Origin of the sequence: Cupriavidus respiraculi (assembly GCF_914271545.1) — a bacterium.
GTDB lineage: Bacteria > Pseudomonadota > Gammaproteobacteria > Burkholderiales > Burkholderiaceae > Cupriavidus > Cupriavidus respiraculi.
Map to the genome: position 1 here is coordinate 1 of NZ_CAJZAH010000002.1, position 16,870 is coordinate 16,870.

13 protein-coding genes and 2 rRNA genes are annotated in these 16,870 nt (G+C 65.3%); 3 read left to right on the forward strand and 12 right to left on the reverse strand.

All coding sequences use genetic code 11. From position 1 onward, the window contains the following. The first annotated feature begins 88 nt into the window (after positions 1–88). Positions 89–2,968 (forward strand): 23S ribosomal RNA (locus LDO27_RS07590). Between the two features lie 126 nt (positions 2,969–3,094). Beyond that, a 5S ribosomal RNA gene (gene rrf / locus LDO27_RS07595) occupies positions 3,095–3,208 on the forward strand. An 87-nt stretch (positions 3,209–3,295) separates the two neighbouring features. Here rrf and LDO27_RS07600 read toward each other — a convergent pair. The 5 genes from LDO27_RS07600 to LDO27_RS07620 form a co-directional block, all read right to left on the reverse strand. Next, complete coding sequence (locus tag LDO27_RS07600) at positions 3,296–3,784, reverse strand: VOC family protein (RefSeq protein ID WP_222200915.1); 489 nt, start codon at positions 3,782–3,784, stop codon at positions 3,296–3,298. A 40-nt stretch (positions 3,785–3,824) separates the two neighbouring features. After that, positions 3,825–4,268, reverse strand: a complete 444-nt coding sequence (locus LDO27_RS07605; RefSeq protein ID WP_224040884.1) for a YybH family protein — start codon at positions 4,266–4,268, stop codon at positions 3,825–3,827. Positions 4,269–4,381: 113 nt separating this feature from the next. Continuing rightward, the gene (locus LDO27_RS07610) at positions 4,382–4,786 is read right to left on the reverse strand and encodes a YciI family protein (RefSeq protein WP_224040886.1); all 405 of its coding nucleotides are present in this window, start codon (positions 4,784–4,786) and stop codon (positions 4,382–4,384) included. Positions 4,787–4,888: 102 nt separating this feature from the next. Further along, positions 4,889–5,254, reverse strand: a complete 366-nt coding sequence (locus LDO27_RS07615; protein WP_224040888.1) for a YciI family protein — start codon at positions 5,252–5,254, stop codon at positions 4,889–4,891. Positions 5,255–5,388: 134 nt separating this feature from the next. Continuing rightward, entirely contained in the window at positions 5,389–6,699 is a 1,311-nt protein-coding gene (locus tag LDO27_RS07620; RefSeq protein ID WP_224040889.1) for an RNA polymerase sigma factor, read from the reverse strand. A 211-nt stretch (positions 6,700–6,910) separates the two neighbouring features. On the opposite strand from LDO27_RS07620, the gene LDO27_RS07625 reads away from it, so the two are divergent. Next, positions 6,911–8,149 (forward strand): TetR/AcrR family transcriptional regulator, encoded by a 1,239-nt coding sequence (locus tag LDO27_RS07625; RefSeq protein WP_224040891.1) that lies wholly within the window; start codon positions 6,911–6,913, stop codon positions 8,147–8,149. A gap of 18 nt (positions 8,150–8,167) precedes the next feature. On the opposite strand, the gene LDO27_RS07630 is transcribed toward LDO27_RS07625, so the two are convergent. From LDO27_RS07630 to LDO27_RS07660, 7 genes are all read right to left on the reverse strand, one after another. Then, positions 8,168–9,238 carry an ABC transporter ATP-binding protein gene (locus LDO27_RS07630; protein ID WP_224040893.1) on the reverse strand — a complete coding sequence of 357 codons (1,071 nt, stop codon included), beginning with the start codon at positions 9,236–9,238 and terminating at the stop codon, positions 8,168–8,170. Further along, positions 9,225–10,226 (reverse strand): ABC transporter ATP-binding protein, encoded by a 1,002-nt coding sequence (locus LDO27_RS07635; protein WP_224040895.1) that lies wholly within the window; start codon positions 10,224–10,226, stop codon positions 9,225–9,227. The genes LDO27_RS07630 and LDO27_RS07635 overlap by 14 nt, the downstream gene beginning before the upstream one ends. Positions 10,227–10,258: 32 nt before the next feature. Next, positions 10,259–11,971 (reverse strand): ABC transporter substrate-binding protein, encoded by a 1,713-nt coding sequence (locus LDO27_RS07640; RefSeq protein ID WP_224040897.1) that lies wholly within the window; start codon positions 11,969–11,971, stop codon positions 10,259–10,261. A 100-nt stretch (positions 11,972–12,071) separates the two neighbouring features. Then, positions 12,072–12,995 carry an ABC transporter permease gene (locus LDO27_RS07645; protein ID WP_224040899.1) on the reverse strand — a complete coding sequence of 308 codons (924 nt, stop codon included), beginning with the start codon at positions 12,993–12,995 and terminating at the stop codon, positions 12,072–12,074. Then, positions 12,995–13,951: an ABC transporter permease gene (locus tag LDO27_RS07650; RefSeq protein WP_224040901.1), complete on the reverse strand. Its 957-nt coding sequence runs from the start codon at positions 13,949–13,951 to the stop codon at positions 12,995–12,997. Before LDO27_RS07650 ends, LDO27_RS07645 begins: the two co-directional genes overlap by 1 nt. A gap of 331 nt (positions 13,952–14,282) precedes the next feature. Then, on the reverse strand, positions 14,283–15,452 hold the full coding sequence (locus LDO27_RS07655) for an acyl-CoA dehydrogenase family protein (protein ID WP_224040902.1): 1,170 nt from the start codon (positions 15,450–15,452) through the stop codon (positions 14,283–14,285). A 58-nt stretch (positions 15,453–15,510) separates the two neighbouring features. Further along, on the reverse strand, positions 15,511–16,629 hold the full coding sequence (locus tag LDO27_RS07660; RefSeq protein WP_377747781.1) for an acyl-CoA dehydrogenase family protein: 1,119 nt from the start codon (positions 16,627–16,629) through the stop codon (positions 15,511–15,513). Between the last annotated feature and the right edge of the window lie 241 nt (positions 16,630–16,870).

The following is a 16,870-nucleotide window of genomic DNA, read 5'->3' on the forward strand; positions in this document are numbered from 1 at the left end:
AAGTGATCGAAAGATGACTTGGAATACGGCACAAATGCGAGAACTCACCTGTAGCGGGTGTCTCCGAGAGGAGACGCACTCGTTATAGGGTCAAGCGAACAAGTGCATGTGGTGGATGCCTTGGCGATCACAGGCGATGAAGGACGCGGTAGCCTGCGAAAAGCTTCGGGGAGCTGGCAAACAAGCTTTGATCCGAAGATGTCCGAATGGGGAAACCCGGCCCGTATGGGTCATCCCTGACTGAATACATAGGTCAGGGAAGCGAACGCGGCGAACTGAAACATCTAAGTAGCTGCAGGAACAGAAATCAACCGAGATTCCCAAAGTAGTGGCGAACGAAATGGGAAGAGCCTTGTACTTTTTAGCAGTGTGGTTAGCAGAACGGGATGGAAAGCCCGGCCGTAGCAGGTGATAGCCCTGTATGCGAAAACCGCGTTGTGGAACTAGGGGTACGACAAGTAGGGCGGGACACGTGAAATCCTGTCTGAAGATGGGGGGACCATCCTCCAAGGCTAAATACTCGTGATCGACCGATAGTGAACCAGTACCGTGAGGGAAAGGCGAAAAGAACCCCGGGAGGGGAGTGAAATAGATCCTGAAACCGCATGCATACAAACAGTCGGAGCCTGGAAACGGGTGACGGCGTACCTTTTGTATAATGGGTCAGCGACTTACATTCAGTGGCAAGCTTAACCGGTTAGGGAAGGCGTAGCGAAAGCGAGTCCGAATAGGGCGATTGAGTCGCTGGGTGTAGACCCGAAACCAGACGATCTATCCATGGCCAGGTTGAAGGTGCGGTAACACGTACTGGAGGACCGAACCCACTAACGTTGAAAAGTTAGGGGATGAGCTGTGGATAGGGGTGAAAGGCTAAACAAGTCTGGAAATAGCTGGTTCTCTCCGAAAACTATTTAGGTAGTGCCTCGTGTCTCACCTTCGGGGGTAGAGCACTGTCATGGTTGGGGGGTCTATTGCTGATTACCCCGCCATAGCAAACTCCGAATACCGAAGAGTGCAATCACGGGAGACAGACATCGGGTGCTAACGTCCGGTGTCAAGAGGGAAACAACCCAGACCGCCAGCTAAGGTCCCCAAGATTGGCTAAGTGGGAAACGAAGTGGGAAGGCTAAAACAGTCAGGAGGTTGGCTTAGAAGCAGCCACCCTTTAAAGAAAGCGTAATAGCTCACTGATCGAGTCGTCCTGCGCGGAAGATGTAACGGGGCTAAGCCAGTCACCGAAGCTGCGGACGCAAGTAATTGCGTGGTAGGAGAGCGTTCTGTAAGCCTGTGAAGGTGTCTTGTAAAGGATGCTGGAGGTATCAGAAGTGCGAATGCTGACATGAGTAGCGATAAAGGGGGTGAAAGGCCCCCTCGCCGTAAGCCCAAGGTTTCCTACGCAACGTTCATCGGCGTAGGGTGAGTCGGCCCCTAAGGCGAGGCAGAGATGCGTAGCTGATGGGAAGCAGGTTAATATTCCTGCACCGTCGTATGATGCGATGGGGGGACGGATCGCGGAAGGTTGTCCGGGTGTTGGAAGTCCCGGTCCCTGCATTGGAGAAGGCGCTTAGGCAAATCCGGGCGCGTAATTCAAGGATGTGGGGCGAGCGGCCTAGTGCTGCGAAGCAATTGGAAGTGGTTCCAAGAAAAGCCTCTAAGCTTCAGTCATACGAGACCGTACCGCAAACCGACACAGGTGGGCGAGATGAGTATTCTAAGGCGCTTGAGAGAACTCGGGAGAAGGAACTCGGCAAATTGGTACCGTAACTTCGGGATAAGGTACGCCCTGGTAGCTTGACTGGCCTGCGCCAGAAGGGTGAAGGGGTTGCAATAAAATGGTGGCTGCGACTGTTTAATAAAAACACAGCACTCTGCAAACACGAAAGTGGACGTATAGGGTGTGACGCCTGCCCGGTGCCGGAAGATTAAATGATGGGGTGCAAGCTCTTGATTGAAGTCCCGGTAAACGGCGGCCGTAACTATAACGGTCCTAAGGTAGCGAAATTCCTTGTCGGGTAAGTTCCGACCTGCACGAATGGCGTAACGATGGCCACACTGTCTCCTCCCGAGACTCAGCGAAGTTGAAGTGTTTGTGATGATGCAATCTCCCCGCGGCTAGACGGAAAGACCCCATGAACCTTTACTGCAGCTTTGCATTGGACTTTGAACCGATCTGTGTAGGATAGGTGGGAGGCTTTGAAGCGAGGACGCTAGTTCTCGTGGAGCCGTCCTTGAAATACCACCCTGGTTTGTTTGAGGTTCTAACCTTGGCCCGTGAATCCGGGTCGGGGACAGTGCATGGTAGGCAGTTTGACTGGGGCGGTCTCCTCCCAAAGTGTAACGGAGGAGTTCGAAGGTACGCTTGGTACGGTCGGACATCGTACCTAAAGTGCAATGGCAAAAGCGTGCTTAACTGCGAGACCGACAAGTCGAGCAGGTGCGAAAGCAGGACATAGTGATCCGGTGGTTCTGAATGGAAGGGCCATCGCTCAACGGATAAAAGGTACTCTGGGGATAACAGGCTGATACCGCCCAAGAGTTCATATCGACGGCGGTGTTTGGCACCTCGATGTCGGCTCATCTCATCCTGGGGCTGTAGCCGGTCCCAAGGGTATGGCTGTTCGCCATTTAAAGAGGTACGTGAGCTGGGTTTAAAACGTCGTGAGACAGTTTGGTCCCTATCTGCCGTGGGCGTTGGAATCTTGACGGGGGCTGCTCCTAGTACGAGAGGACCGGAGTGGACGTACCGCTGGTGTACCTGTTGTCTCGCCAGAGGCATCGCAGGGTAGCTATGTACGGAAGAGATAACCGCTGAAAGCATCTAAGCGGGAAACTCGCCTGAAGATGAGGATTCCCTGGAGGCTTGACCTCCTTGAAGGGTCGTTCGAGACCAGGACGTTGATAGGCTGGGTGTGGAAGCGCAGTAATGCGTTAAGCTAACCAGTACTAATTGCCCGTAAGGCTTGATCCTATAACCGGTGCGTCTTCACGCACGGTGTGAGAGCCCAGTTGTGCCACCGGCCAACACAATCACCCCCACACACTACATCCCTATCTGCCGCGACGGCTTAAACCCCGGCGCAGCAACCCCTCAATGCCTGGTGACCATAGCAAGTTGGAACCACCCCTTCCCATCCCGAACAGGACCGTGAAACGACTTCGCGCCGATGATAGTGCGGACTACCCGTGTGAAAGTAGGTCATCGCCAGGCTCTTATTCCCAGAACACCCCAGCTCCCAAAGCTGGGGTGTTTTGCTTTGGGCGGTCGGAATACCATGCCTTCCGACCGCTCTTCCCATCAGGCCTTCGATTCGCCGCAGCCGCCAGTAGCGCTTGCGGCCACCTTTTCCATTTCCTCCGGCGGTACATCGCGGATATGGGTGGCCAGCGACCACTGGTGGCCGAACGGATCCTCGACCTTGCCGTAGCGATCGCCCCAGAACATGTCGTCGACCGGCATCGTGATCCTGGCGCCGGCATCCACGGCGCGTTTGACCGCGGCGTCGACATCCTCGACGTACAGGTGCAGGGTCACTGGCGAGCCCTTCAGCGATTTGGGCCCGACAGCGCCCCAATCCGGAAATTCATCGACCAGCATCAGGTGCGAGTCGCCGATCTGCAGCATCGCGTGCAGCAGGGCGCCTTGCGGCGTGGTGAGCCGCCCGTGTTCCTGGGCGCCGAAGGCGGCCTTGTAGAACTCGATGGCTTCGGCGGCCTTGGCGCAGACCAGGTGCGGCGTCAGCGTGTGCATCCCTTCCGGAATCGGCTTGACTTGCGAATTGCTCATGGTTTTTCCTCCAGGCGTATTGAGTCGGTCGGACGCGCGATCACGGCTTGAGATCGAACAGCGCCTTGCCGCTTTCCATATCGAATGGCGCGGAAAAATGCTCGTGGGCGATGGCCCACTGCCCCCCGGTCCTGCGGAAGCCGACGCTGCACCGCATCCACGAGCTTTTCTCGGTGCCGTCGGCATCCTTGGCGCCGCAGCGCATCAGGTAGTGGCCGTAGCCGACGTCGCCGCTGGCGGCGATCGTCAGGTCGCGCGGTTCGAAGATCATTTCGCCACCGCACATTTCCATGCACATGGCCCAGTGCTTGCCGTAGGCGTCGGCGCCCTTGAACTGGAGCTGGATGATGGCGTCGAACGCGACGACGTCGTCCGTGTAGCACGACATGATGGCTTTCAGGTCGCGCGAGCGTGCGGCGACCATCCATTTCTCCATCAGGGCCTGTAGTTGCTGGGTGGTGGTATCTCCGACTTCTGCATTCATGGTGAGTCTCCTCGGGAGCAGGATGGCTTCAGGGATCGCCGCAAGAGCCGCCATCCGGGCCCTGTACGGCGTCGTTCGGCGTGCGCCTGGCTGGCGCCGCGCAGGCTTTCGTTCTAAGACGTGGCCCAGCGATGTTCCAGATCATCGCTACGGACGGTAGGGGAATGGGCGGCAAGATCGCACACGGGCCTGACCTCGATGCTGCCGACGCGGGCGGCCGGGATATTGGCCGCCAGATGCAGTGCTTCGTGCAGGCCATCGGCCTCGAGCAGTAAGAAGCCGATCAGTTGTTCGGCGGTTTCGGCGAACGGGCCGTCGCTGATTTCCAGCTTGCCGGCGCGCATCCGCAGGGTCGTCGCGGTCGCGGTGCATTGCAGGGCCTCGCTGGCCACGCAGAGGCCGCGCCTCGCCAGCACCTCGCCATACAGCCGGCTCTCGCTGGCAAGCCGCTGGCACGCCTTCTCGGGCAGCGATTCCAGTGTCTTCGGGTCGGCATACATCAGGCACACGAACTTCATGGCTAACGCTCCTCGTCCTGGGGCCGGTTTTTCGTCCCTCTGACCCTTGTCGATCGGCGACGCCGGGAATCGACATCGCCGTCGCCGCGATTCCAAAAAATCTCAGGAGGCGCCGGGACCGGTCAATTCGCGGATGGGGCGGACTTCGATGCTGCCGTGGCGCGCCGGCGGGATCTTGGCGGCGACCTGGATGGCCTCGTTCAGATCGGTGGCGTCGATCAGGTAGAAGCCCGCCAGCTGTTCCTTGGTTTCGGCGAACGGCCCGTCGGTCACCGAGACCTTGCCGTCGCGGACCCGGACCGTGGTCGCGGTGTCCACGGGCTGCAGTGCTTCGCCGGCGATGTGGCGGCCGCTGGCCTTGACCTTGTCGCCATAGGCGAGGCATTCACCGACGAGGGAATCCCATTCGTCGCGCGGCATGCTGTAGACCTGCTTTTCTTCGTAATAGACCAGGCAGAGGTATTTCATGATCGCCTCAAAGGTTGGGTGGAGCAGGGAAACGGGCGGCGCGGGAAGCCGCCTTCACTAGCTGGTCGTTCGGCCGCGGCCGGATTCGACATCGGCGGGCCATTCGATCGGAAAAATATTGCGGGACGCGCCCGTCACGCGGGCAGGCCGGCGAGCCGCTTCTCGATAAAGCGCCGTTCGGGTTCCTGCCGCGCCAGGCCGAGGACGGTGCGGTAGGCGGCGCGGGCTTCGTCGTGACGGCCAAGGCGCCGCAGCATGTCGGCGCGCGCGGCGTGGGCAAGGTGATAGTCGGCGAGCTGGCCGGCGTTCAGGATGCCATCGATCAGGGCCAGTCCGGCGGCCGGGCCGTCACGCATGGCGACGGCCACGGCGCGGTTCAGCGCAACCACGGGCGACGAGCCGAAACCCATCAGCACGTCGTACAGCGCCACGATCTGGGGCCAGTCCGTGGCTTCGGCGCTCGGCGCCTCGGCATGGACGGCGGAGATTGCCGCCTGCAGCGAGTAGGCGCCGAACCGCCGCGATCCAAGCGCGCGCTCGACCAGCGAGATGCCCTCGGCGATCAGCTCGCGGTTCCACAGCGAGCGGTCCTGCTCGTCGAGGACGATCAGGTCGCCCTCGGGCGTGGCGCGGGCCGCGCGGCGCGATTCGTGCAGCAGCATCAGGGCCAGCAGGCCCATGACTTCCGGCTCGGGCAGGAGTTCGAGCAGCAGCCGGGCCAGCCGGATGGCTTCCGCCGACAGGTCGTGCCGCGTGAGCTGGTCGCCGGAGCTGGCGGAATAGCCCTCGTTGAAGACGAGATACATCACGCGCAGCACGCTTTCCAGCCGCTGCGGCAGCTCGGCGTGGTCGGGCACCTGGTAGGGAATGCGGGCGTCGCGGATTTTCCCCTTGGCGCGGACGATGCGCTGCGCGAGCGTCGGCGCGCCGGTCAGGAAGGCGCGGGCGATGTCCTCGGTGGTCAGGCCGCATACCTCGCGCAGCGTCAGCGCGACCTGCGCGTCCGGCGCGAGGGCGGGGTGGCAGCACGTGAAGATCAGCCGGAGCCGGTCGTCCTCCAGGGTCTCGTCGTCCATGCCGAGCGCCGCGCTTTCGTCTTCGATGGCTTCGACCTGTTCGGCGACCTCGTCGAGCGCGCGGAAGCGCGCATGCCGGCGGATGCCGTCGATGGCCTTGAAACGCCCGGCCGAGACCAGCCACGCGCGCGGGTTCGCCGGAATGCCATCGCGCGGCCATTGCTCCAGCGCGGCCTTGAAAGCGTCGTGCAGCGCTTCCTCGGCGATATCGAAGTCGCCCAGCAGGCGGATCAGCGTGGCGAGCACGCGGCGAGACTCGGCCCGATAGACGGCCTCGACGGCCTGCCGCGCCTGCGCGGGCGAGGCCCCGGCGAGCGCTGCGCCGGGGGCGACCTGCAATGGCGACGACTCGGATTGCGGCTCTGGCATCGGCATTCCTTTCCATCAAAAGGCGCCGGCCAGGATCGCGCGAAACAGGGCGAGGCCGGCCGGGCTACAGATTCTGAGCGCGGATGCCGATGCATGCAAGACGGACGCGAGCGAAACGCGCCCGCTATAATTCGCGCAGGCCTTTCGGGGTTCTTCAACGCGCGCGATTCCCGCGCGATATCAAGCAACGCCTCGCCCCATATCTTCATCCATGCTCAAGGACCCGGCCGAAGCCCGCCTGACCCGTCGCTACGTCGAAAAGCGCGAGGCCATCCTGGACGCCGCGGCACGGCGCTTCAACCACAAGGGCGTGCGCGGCACCACGCTGTCCGACGTCGCGCAGGACGTGGGCCTGAGCACGAACAGCATCACCTACTACTACCGCAAGAAGGAAGACCTGGTCGTGGCGTGCCTGATGCGCACGATCGGGGAGATGGTGGATATCGCCAGCGCGGCATTGCAGCGCGAGACGCCGCAGGCGCGCGTCGAGGCCTTTATCACGCTGTTCTTCGAGCGGCTGGCGCGCACGGGCACCGGCGAGCGGGCCGAGCTGATGAGTTTTCGCGAGATCCGCGCGCTGCCGGACAGCCATGCCGACATCGCCTTCGATGCCTACACCGACATGTTCCGCCGCATCCGCCAGCTGCTGCGCGACGGCGTGCCCACCGATGCGGCGCAGCGCAACGCGCTGAGCGCGCGGGCGCATCTGCTGCTGTCGCTGGCGACCGGTGCGATGTCGTGGGTGGAGCGCTATGAGCCCGAGGATTATCCGAAGGTGGCGCAGACCGTGGTGGACGTGCTGCTGCACGGCATCGCCGCGCCGTCGTCGCGCTGGGCCGGGCAGTTGGACGTGGCCGCGCTGCTGCCGGCGCCCGACAAGCCCGAGACCACGCAGGACGCCTTCCTGCGCGCGGCCACCGAACTGCTCAACGAGCAGGGCTATCGCGGCGCCTCGGCGGACCGCATCTCGGCACGGCTGAACCTGACCAAGGGTTCGTTCTATCACCACAACGAGAACAAGGACGACCTGATCTCGGCCTGCATCGACCGCATGTTCACGGTGATCCGCGACACGCAGACGCGCGTGGAGAACGGTCCCGGCAGCGGCTGGGACAAGCTGTGCGCCGTCTCCCGCGCGCTGGTGCACTACCAGTTCTCGAGCCAGGGGCCGTTGCTGCGGCTGACCATCTACGGCGCGCTGCCCGAGGAGATGCGCAAGGAGAAGATGCTGACGATGAGCCGGCTGTCGGCCCGCATCGTGCGCTTCCTGGTGCAGGGCATGCAGGACGGCTCGATCCGCCCGCTGGATCAGGGCATCGCGGCGCTGCAGGTCAACAGCATGATCAATGCCGCGGTGGAACTGCACCGCTGGGTGCGCGATGCGCGCGCGGACAACGCCTCCGAACTGTTCGTCCGGCCGCTGCTGATGGGCATCCTGTCGCCGGCCTGAGCCGGCGGGCCGAGGCAGTCAGGGATACAGGTGGCAGGCCACCATCTGGCCATCCGGCTGCGCGCGCAGCGCGGGATCGTCGGTGCGGCAGCGGGCCATCGCCACCGGACAGCGGGTATGGAAGCGGCAGCCCGAAGGCGGGTTCATCGGGCTGGGCACTTCGCCCTTGAGCACGATGCGCTTGCGCGTGCGTTCCGCCTCGACGCTGGCAACGGGCACCGCCGACAGCAGCGCCTGGGTGTACGGGTGGCGCGGATTGGCATAGAGCGCGTCGCGGTCCGCGATCTCCACGATCCTGCCCAGATACATCACCGCGATGCGGTCGCTGATATGGCGCACCACGGCGAGGTCGTGCGCGATGAACAGATACGTCAGCCCGAGCCTGCGCTGCAGGTCCATGAAGACATTGACCACCTGCGCCTGGATCGAGACGTCCAGCGCCGACACCGGTTCGTCGCAGACGATCACGCTGGGTCCGAGGGCCAGCGCGCGCGCGATGCCGATGCGCTGGCGCTGGCCGCCGGAGAACTCGTGCGGGTAACGGTCCGCCATATAGGGCAGCAGGCCCACCATCTCCAGCAGCTCCGCCGCGCGCGCGCGCCGCGCGGCACGGCCGCCGGGGAAATCGTGGATCTCCAGCGGTTCGCCGACGATGTCGCTGACTTTCATGCGCGGATTCAGCGAGCCGAACGGGTCCTGGTAGACCATCTGCACGCTGCGGCGGAATTGGCGCTCCTGCGCGCGCGTGAAGCTGGCGAGGTCGTCGCCGCGAAAGGCGATGCGTCCGGCGGTGGCCGGCTGCATCTTCATCAGCGCCAGGCCCGTGGTGGACTTGCCGCATCCGCTTTCGCCGACCAGTCCCAGCGTTTCCCCGCGCCTCAGGGCGAACGAGACGCCATCGACGGCCTTGACCGAGCCGATCTGGTGCTTCAGCAGCACGCCCCTGGTCACAGGGAAATGCACCTTGAGGTCGTCCACGCGCAGGACCTCTTCGCCGGCCGGCGTCGTGGCCGGCGTCGTGGCCGGCGTAGTGGCCGGTGTAGTGGCCGGTCGCCGCGTGGGCGCGTCGATGGTGTCAGTGGAGTTCATGGAGGAAGCACGCCTTGAGATGGGGGTCGGGGACGGGAGCGGCGCCGGGCGCCATCACGTCGCGCAGCGCCGGGCGCGTGGCGCGGCACTGGTCCATGGCCTGTTTGCAGCGCGGCAGGAAGGCGCAGCCGGGACCGAGCGAGCTCAGGTCGGGCGGCTGGCCTTCGATGGGCACCAGCGGCTGGCGCGTGTCGCCGTCGAGACGCGGCACCGAGGCCATCAGGCCGCGCGTATAGGGATGGGCGGGGTGGCGGTACAGCGCCTCGGCGGTGGCGGTTTCCACCAGGCGGCCGCCATACATCACCGCGACGCGGTCGGCATAGCGCGCCACCACGCCGAGATCGTGCGTGATCAGGATCAGCGCGGTGCCCGTGCGCTGCGCCAGGTCCTTGAGCAAATCGAGGATCTGGGCCTGCACCGTGACGTCGAGCGCGGTGGTGGGCTCGTCGGCGATGATCAGCCGCGGCTCGCAGGCCAGCGCCATGGCGATCATCGCGCGCTGGCGCATGCCGCCGGAGAACTGGTGCGGATACGCGGACAGCCGGCTCTGGGGCTCGGGGATCTGCACCTTGCCGAGCAGTTCGCCGGCGATGCCGAGCGCGGTTTTCCACGGCAGCCCGCGATGCAGGCGGATGGGCTCGGCGATCTGCTTGCCCACCGTCAGCGCGGGATTCATCGACGACATCGGCTCCTGGAAGATCATCGCGATCCGGTTGCCGCGGATCGCGTGCATCCCCTTGGGCCCGAGCTTGAGCAGGTCCTGCCCCTCGAAGACGATCTCGCCGCCGTCGATGGAGCCGGGCGGCGACGGAATCAGTCCGAGGACGGACAGCGCCGTGACGCTCTTGCCCGAGCCGGATTCGCCGACGATGGCCAGCGTCTCGCCGGGCGCCACGTCGAACGACACCTGGTCCACCGCGGTGACGATGCCGCGGTCGGTGCGAAAGCGCGTGGTCAGGTTGCTGACCCGCAGGATGGGCTGCTTCATGCATGCCTCCATGTGCGATGGGGAGCGGGCGGTCAGAAGCCCATCTTCTTCTTCATCTCCTGGTCGATCCACATGCGCGCGTAGATGGGCCCCGGCCGCACCGCGCCGGCGCGCAGCTCGCCGCCGTAGTTCTTCACCCACGGCCACCATGCGGTGTAGACGTACTGCGTGGGCAGCCAGATATAGGGCGCCTCGGCCAGGATCTCGCGCGTGAGCGCGCGCAGCGCTTCCTGGCGCTTGCCGGTGTCGCGCAGCTCGAACGCGGCCTCGACACGCTTGGTGTATGCCTCGTTGCCCCATTGCGCGGCGTTCCACACCTGGCCCGGCACGAAGCTCTTGCGGATGGTGGTGGTCGGGTTGGTATGGCCGTTGCTCATCAGGTAGCCGGGCGCATTGGTCTTCGTGGTCATGGCCGACAGGAAGGCGCCGTACTCCATCGGCTGGATCTCGATGCGCACGTTGACCTGCTCGAGATAGGCGGCGATCAGCGGCAGCATCTCCATATGGTCCGGGCTGCAGGCGCATACCTGCACCTTGAACTTGAAGCCCTTGGGATAGCCGGCTTCCGCCAGCAGCTTCTTCGCCTTTTCGGGGTTGTACGTGAAGAGCTCCTTCACGTTGTCCGGCATCGCGCTGAGCGGCTCGTAGTAGCCCACGTAGTCGGGGTGCTGCGGATAGGCGAACAGCTCGGCGTTGCCGCCGTAGTACTGCTTGACGATCTCCTGCTTGTTGACCGCCATATTGAGCGCGCGCCGCACGCGGATATCGTTGAAGGGCTTGGTATCGACGCGCATCGCCAGATACTGGCCGTTGAACGAGAGCCAGCGCGACCACTGCAGCTGCGGCGCGCTCTTCTTCAGCTCCTCCACCGCGGTCCAGCGGATGCCCTCCATCACGTCGAGCTTGCCGGTGCGCAGCATGGTGTTGCGGGTGGCTTCGTCCTTGATCGTGCGCAGCACGACCTTGTCGACGAACGGCAGCTTGTAGTCCTTGCCGCCGAGCGTTTCGCTGTCCCAGTACAGCGGGTTCTTCGTGTACGTGGTGGCGTTGCCCTGCACGAAGTTCGTCAGCTGGAACGGGCCGCTGCCGTTGATGTTCTTCCAGTTGCCCGCGCCGGCGGTGGCGACCTCCTTCGGCATGATGCCGGAGTAGTAGCCCCAGCCGAAGCGGTAGTCCCATTCCGCGTTGAACTCCTTGAAGCGGAACATCACCGTGTGCTTGTCCTTGGCTTCGACCTTGGCGAGGTGGTCGAAGTACGTGGGAATCTTCTTGGGGCTCTCCGCCTGGCGCGTGTAGCTGAAGACCACGTCGTCGGCGACGAGCTCGCGCTCCTCCATCACTCCGGGCTTGGCGGGAAACTTCACGTTCTTGCGCAGCTTCACTTCGAGCGTCAGCGGGTCCAGCCATTTCCAGCTCTCGGCGAGCTCGCCGCGGATCGCGTCCTCGGGCAGCCAGGCATCGGCCTGGAAGCCGTACTTGCCGCCGTTGCGCTTCGCCTTCGACAGATCGGCGGCGAACAGATGCTCGTAGACCTGGCCCGTGTCGTAATTCTGCTTCCAGTTCCAGTCGGCCAGATCCCACGACAGGGCCGAGATGGTCGCGTAGACCGAGCCGACCTCCAGCGTGCCGCCGTACTTCGGCGCGGTATCCGGGCCGTTTGGCTGGGCGCCGCCTTGCGCGCCTGCCGTTGCCGCGCCCAGCGCGAGCGCCACGCCCACCAATATCGAGGATGCCTGTGTCGTCAAACCGCTGCCCTCCGTCGTCGACTACCGTTGGCCCGGATGCGTGCTCGCCGGGAAATTCGCGCGGCGCGCATCTCGCGCCGCCGTATGCAGGAACCTTGCGCTAGCGCGTGCCGCGCATGCGCGGGTCGAGCAGGTCGCGCAGCGCATCGCCATAGACATTGATTGCGTAGACCACGATGGTCAGGCAGATGCCGGGGGCGAGCGCGAGCCACGGTCCCTGGAACATGAAGGTGCGGCCGTCTCCGGACAGCATGCCGCCCCAGGTCGGCGCGGGAGGCGGCACGCCCAGCCCCAGAAACGACAGGCCGGATTCGGCGAGGATGGCGGTGCCGACGCGCGTGGTGAACAGCACGATCACCGGCGGCAGCACGTTGGGCAGGATATGGCGCCACAGGATGCGGCCGGTGGACGCCCCCATCGACTGAGCGGCGTGCACGTACATGTTCTCGCGCACCGAGACCACGGCGCTGCGCACGATGCGCGAGCCGCCAATGCCCAGCAGCAGCCCCAACGTGCCGACGATCTGCCAGCTGCCTGGGCCGAGCACCGATACCACCACGATCAGGATCACCAGATCGGGGAAGCTCATCCACGCATCGACCATGCGCTGCACGATCAGGTCGAACTTGCCGCCGAGATAGCCGGTCAGGATGCCGAGCACCACGGACACCACCGTTGCCAGCGTGGCCGCGCTCAGGCCGATCACGACCGACAGCTGCGCGCCGTACAGGCAGCGTGAGAGCATGTCCCGGCCGAGGTTGTCGGTACCGAACGGATGCGCCCACGAGGGCGGCTGCAGGCGGTGCAGCATGTTGATCTCGTTCATGCCGTACGGCGCCAGCACGTCGGCAAAGATGCCGCAGAACAGGAACAGCGCGCAGATGACCGCGCCGGCCGCGCCCAGCGGCTTGTCGCGGAACAGGCGCTTGAGAAAGCCGAAGCCCGGCAGGGGACGGCGGACCGGCTTGGCGCCCGCGCTGCGCGGCGCCGCGATGGTGGAGGGATGGACGACGGGATTGGCCATCAGCGGTGCCTCACTTTGGGATCGAACAGCCCGTAGCTCAGGTCGACGAGCAGGTTGATCAGCATCACCGCCACGCCGACCACCAGGAACACGCCGGTAACGACTGGATAGTCGCGCTGGTGCACGGCGTCGAGCAGCAGCAGCCCCATGCCCGGCAGCGCGAAGATCTGCTCGATGATGACCGCGCCGCCGATCAGCAGCGGCGCCTGCAGGCCGATCAGCGTTACCACCGGGATCAGCGCGTTGCGCAGCGCGTGGCGCATCACCACCAGCGGTTCGTTCAGGCCCTTGGCCCACGCCGTGCGGATGTAGTCCTGCCGCAGCACCTCCAGCATCATCGTGCGCGTCATGCGCATCGTGATGGCCGACAGGGCCATGCCGAGCACGATGGCGGGAATGAGCATGTTGCGCACGTGCTGGACCGGGTCTTCGAGGAACGGCACGTAGCGCGCTTCGGGCGACCAGCCCCACCACACGGAGGGAAACACCATCACCATGGTGCCGAGCCAGAAGCTGGGCACGGCCAGCATCAGGATGGAGAAGGAGCGCGCGACATAGTCGGCGGCGCTGTCCTGGCGGATGGCCGACAGCACGCCGATGGGAAGCGCGACCGTCAGCGCCACGATCAGCGCGAGCACGCCCAGCGAGACGGTGGCGGGAATGCGCGAGGCCACCATCGACAGCACCGGTTCGTTCTGCCACAGCGACTGGCCGAGGTCGCCCCGCAGCACGATGTCACCGACCCAGTGCAGGTACTGCTGCCACATCGGACGGTCCAGGCCGAGGGCGCGCACGAGGTCTTCGCGCGTCTTGGTGTCGGCGCTGATGTCGTTCTGGCTGAGCATCAGGTCGATCACGTCGCCGGGCACCATGCGCACGATGGTGAAGACGATCAGGCTGGCGAACAGCAGGGTGGGCACGAGCGCCAGCAGGCGGCGCAGGACGTAGGCGCTCATCGCGAGCCCGCCGTCAGCAAGGATACCGTCAACACGATTCTGCATGACCCGTGATACATGCTGTCTCCTGTCTCCGGCCCGTTGTGCGCCGCGATATTGGTCTTTTTATGCGGGGCGGGCCTGTCTTTTAACGCCTGCGGCTAACTGCGCCGCTTGTTGACGGCTGCCGCGCTCGGTGTCGATTCAGCATACTGGCGCTTCGAATCGATGACAACCCGATTGGCCCGCCATGGTCTAGTGGTTTTCCCATGGCCGGCGGCGAACGCCGCGCGCGAGTCGCCACGCGCATGCCGCGGACGGCTGCGCGTGCCGGCGGGCGCGGCGCCGCGGGCTAGTACCCGCCCAGCGTGGCCCAGCGGTGGGCGTGGGCGTTGGCGTCGCCGAGCAGTTCCTGCGCGGTGCGGGCGCGCTTCATGAAGAAGCCGATTTCGTACTCGTCGGTCATGCCGATGCCGCCGTGCATCTGCACGCCTTCCTGCACGGCAAGCGTCGCGGTGGTGCCGGCGCGGGCCTTGGCCACGCTCACCAGTCCCGCGCGCTCCGCATCGGCCTTCGCATCGGCCGGGGCGTCTGCCAACGGCTGGTCCAGCCGCTGCTGGCACAGCAGCACGGCGGCGCGCGTGATCTCGATCTCGGTGAACAGATGCGCGGCGCGATGCTGCAGCGCCTGGTACTCGCCGATGATGCGGCCGAACTGGCGCCGCTCCTTCAGATAAGCGAGCGTGCGGGCAAAGGCCTCGTCCGCGATGCCGAGCAACTCGGACGACAGCGCCGCGCGTCCGATGTCGAGCGCGCGCTCCAGCATGGCGGCGCCATCGCCGGGTGCGCCAAGCACCGCGTTCGCCGGCGCGTGGACGCCATCGAACGCGATGCGCGCGGCGTTGCTGGCATCGGCGAGCACCGTGCGCTCGATGCGGATGCCGGCGCTGTCGCGCGGCACCAGCAACAGCGTGACGCCGTCGCGGTCGTCCGGGCCGCCGCCAGTGCGTGCCGCGACGATCAGCGTATCGGCGACGTGGCCGTCGACCACGAAGACCTTGGCGCCATCGAGCCGGAAGCCGTCGCCCTGGGGCTCCGCCCGCAGCGTCTGGCGCTGCGGGCGGTGCTTGGCGACTTCGTCGACGGCCAGCGCGAGCAGATGCTCGCCCGCCGCCAGCGCGGGCAGCAGTGCCTGGCGCTGCGCCTCGCTGCCGTTGCGGGCGACGAGCGTCGCCCCCAGGACCGCGCTGGAAAGGAAGGGGGATGGCGCGAGCGTGCGGCCGATGGCTTCCATGATGACGCCGGCTTCCACCGCGCCCAGGCCGCTGCCGCCGTACTGCTCGGGCACCAGCACCCCGGCGAAGCCCAGCGCGGCGAACTCGCGCCACAGCGCACGCGAGAAGCCGGTTTCGTCATGGGTGTCGCGCAGCTTGCGCAGCGCGGCGATGGGCGCGCTCTCGCGCAGGAAGGACAGGGCGCTGTCGCGCAGCATGTCCTGCGTCTCGTTCAGTACGATGGGCATGGCGGCCTCGTGTCGGAGGGAAGTGGCCGGGACGCGGGCGCCCCGGACGGTGGGCGGCTCAGGCGCCGGGCAGGCCGAGCAGGCGCTTGGCGACGATATTGAGCTGGACCTCGCTGGTGCCGCCCTCGATCGAATTGGCCTTGCTGCGCAGCCATGCGCGGGCGATGGCGCCATCCTGGCTGCGCTCGCTTTCCCATTCGAGCGCGTCGCTGCCGCCGATGGCCATCAGCAGTTCGTAGCGGCGCTTGTTCAGTTCGGCGCCGTAGTACTTGAGCACCGACGAGAACGCGGCGATGCCTTCGCCCTGGCGCGCGAGGTCGCGCACGCGTTCGCCGGCGGCCGCGAAGGCCGCCTCGTCGATCTCGAACTGCGCGATCTGCGCGCGCAGCATGGGCTCGTCGAGCCGGCCCGCCGCATCCAGGCCGATGGCACGGGCGGCGTGCCTGCCCAGCGGCTGGCGAAAGCCGCGGCTGCCGATGGCGCTGATCATCTCGCGCTCATGCGTCAGCAGGTACTTGGCGATCTCCCAGCCGCCGTTGAGCTCGCCGACCAGCTGGTCGCGCGGCACGACGACGTCGTCGAAGAACGTCTCGCAGAATGGCGACTTGCCGGAGATCAGCAGGATGGGCCGCGTGGAGACGCCGGGCGTCTCCATGTCGAACAGCAGGAAGCTGATGCCCGTGTGCTTCTGCGCGGCGGTGTCGGTGCGCACCAGGCAGAAGATCCAGTCGGCCTTGTCGGCGTACGACGTCCATACCTTCTGGCCGTTGACGACGAAATGATCGCCGCGGTCCTCGGCGCGCGTCTGCAGCGCGGCGAGGTCGGAGCCGGCGTTCGGCTCCGAATAGCCCTGGCACCAGCGGATCTCGCCGCGCGCGATCCTGGGCAGGTGTTCGCGCTTCTGCGCCTCGGTGCCGTACTTGAGCAGGGCGGGGCCGAGCATGGAGATGCCGAAGCTTTGCAGCGGCACGCGGCAGCCGAGCCGCGTCATCTCCTCGCGCAGCACCTTGGCCTGCGCCCGCGTCAGGCCGCCGCCGCCGTATTCGGCGGGCCATTCGGGCACGGTCCAGCCCTTGTCGGCCATGCGCGGAAGCCATTGGCGCTGCGCCTCCGACTGGAAGCGGAACTTGCGGCCGCCCCAGCAGATATCGTCATCGCCGCGCACCGGCTCGCGCATCTCGGCGGGGCAGTTCTGTTCCAGCCAGGCACGGGTCTGCCGCCGGAACGATTCCAACTCGGTGTCCAACACGTCCACGCTTGTCTCCTATGTCGTGCCACGCCTTGCGCACGGTGCCTCCTTGTGTGGCGCAGGGCCCGGAGGTCGCCGGCACTTCGTCGCTGGTGCCCGAGGCAGGGCGCTGGCGGTCGAAGCGGCGTATCCCGTTATACAAGCGGCACCGGGCACCGTCAATACTCGA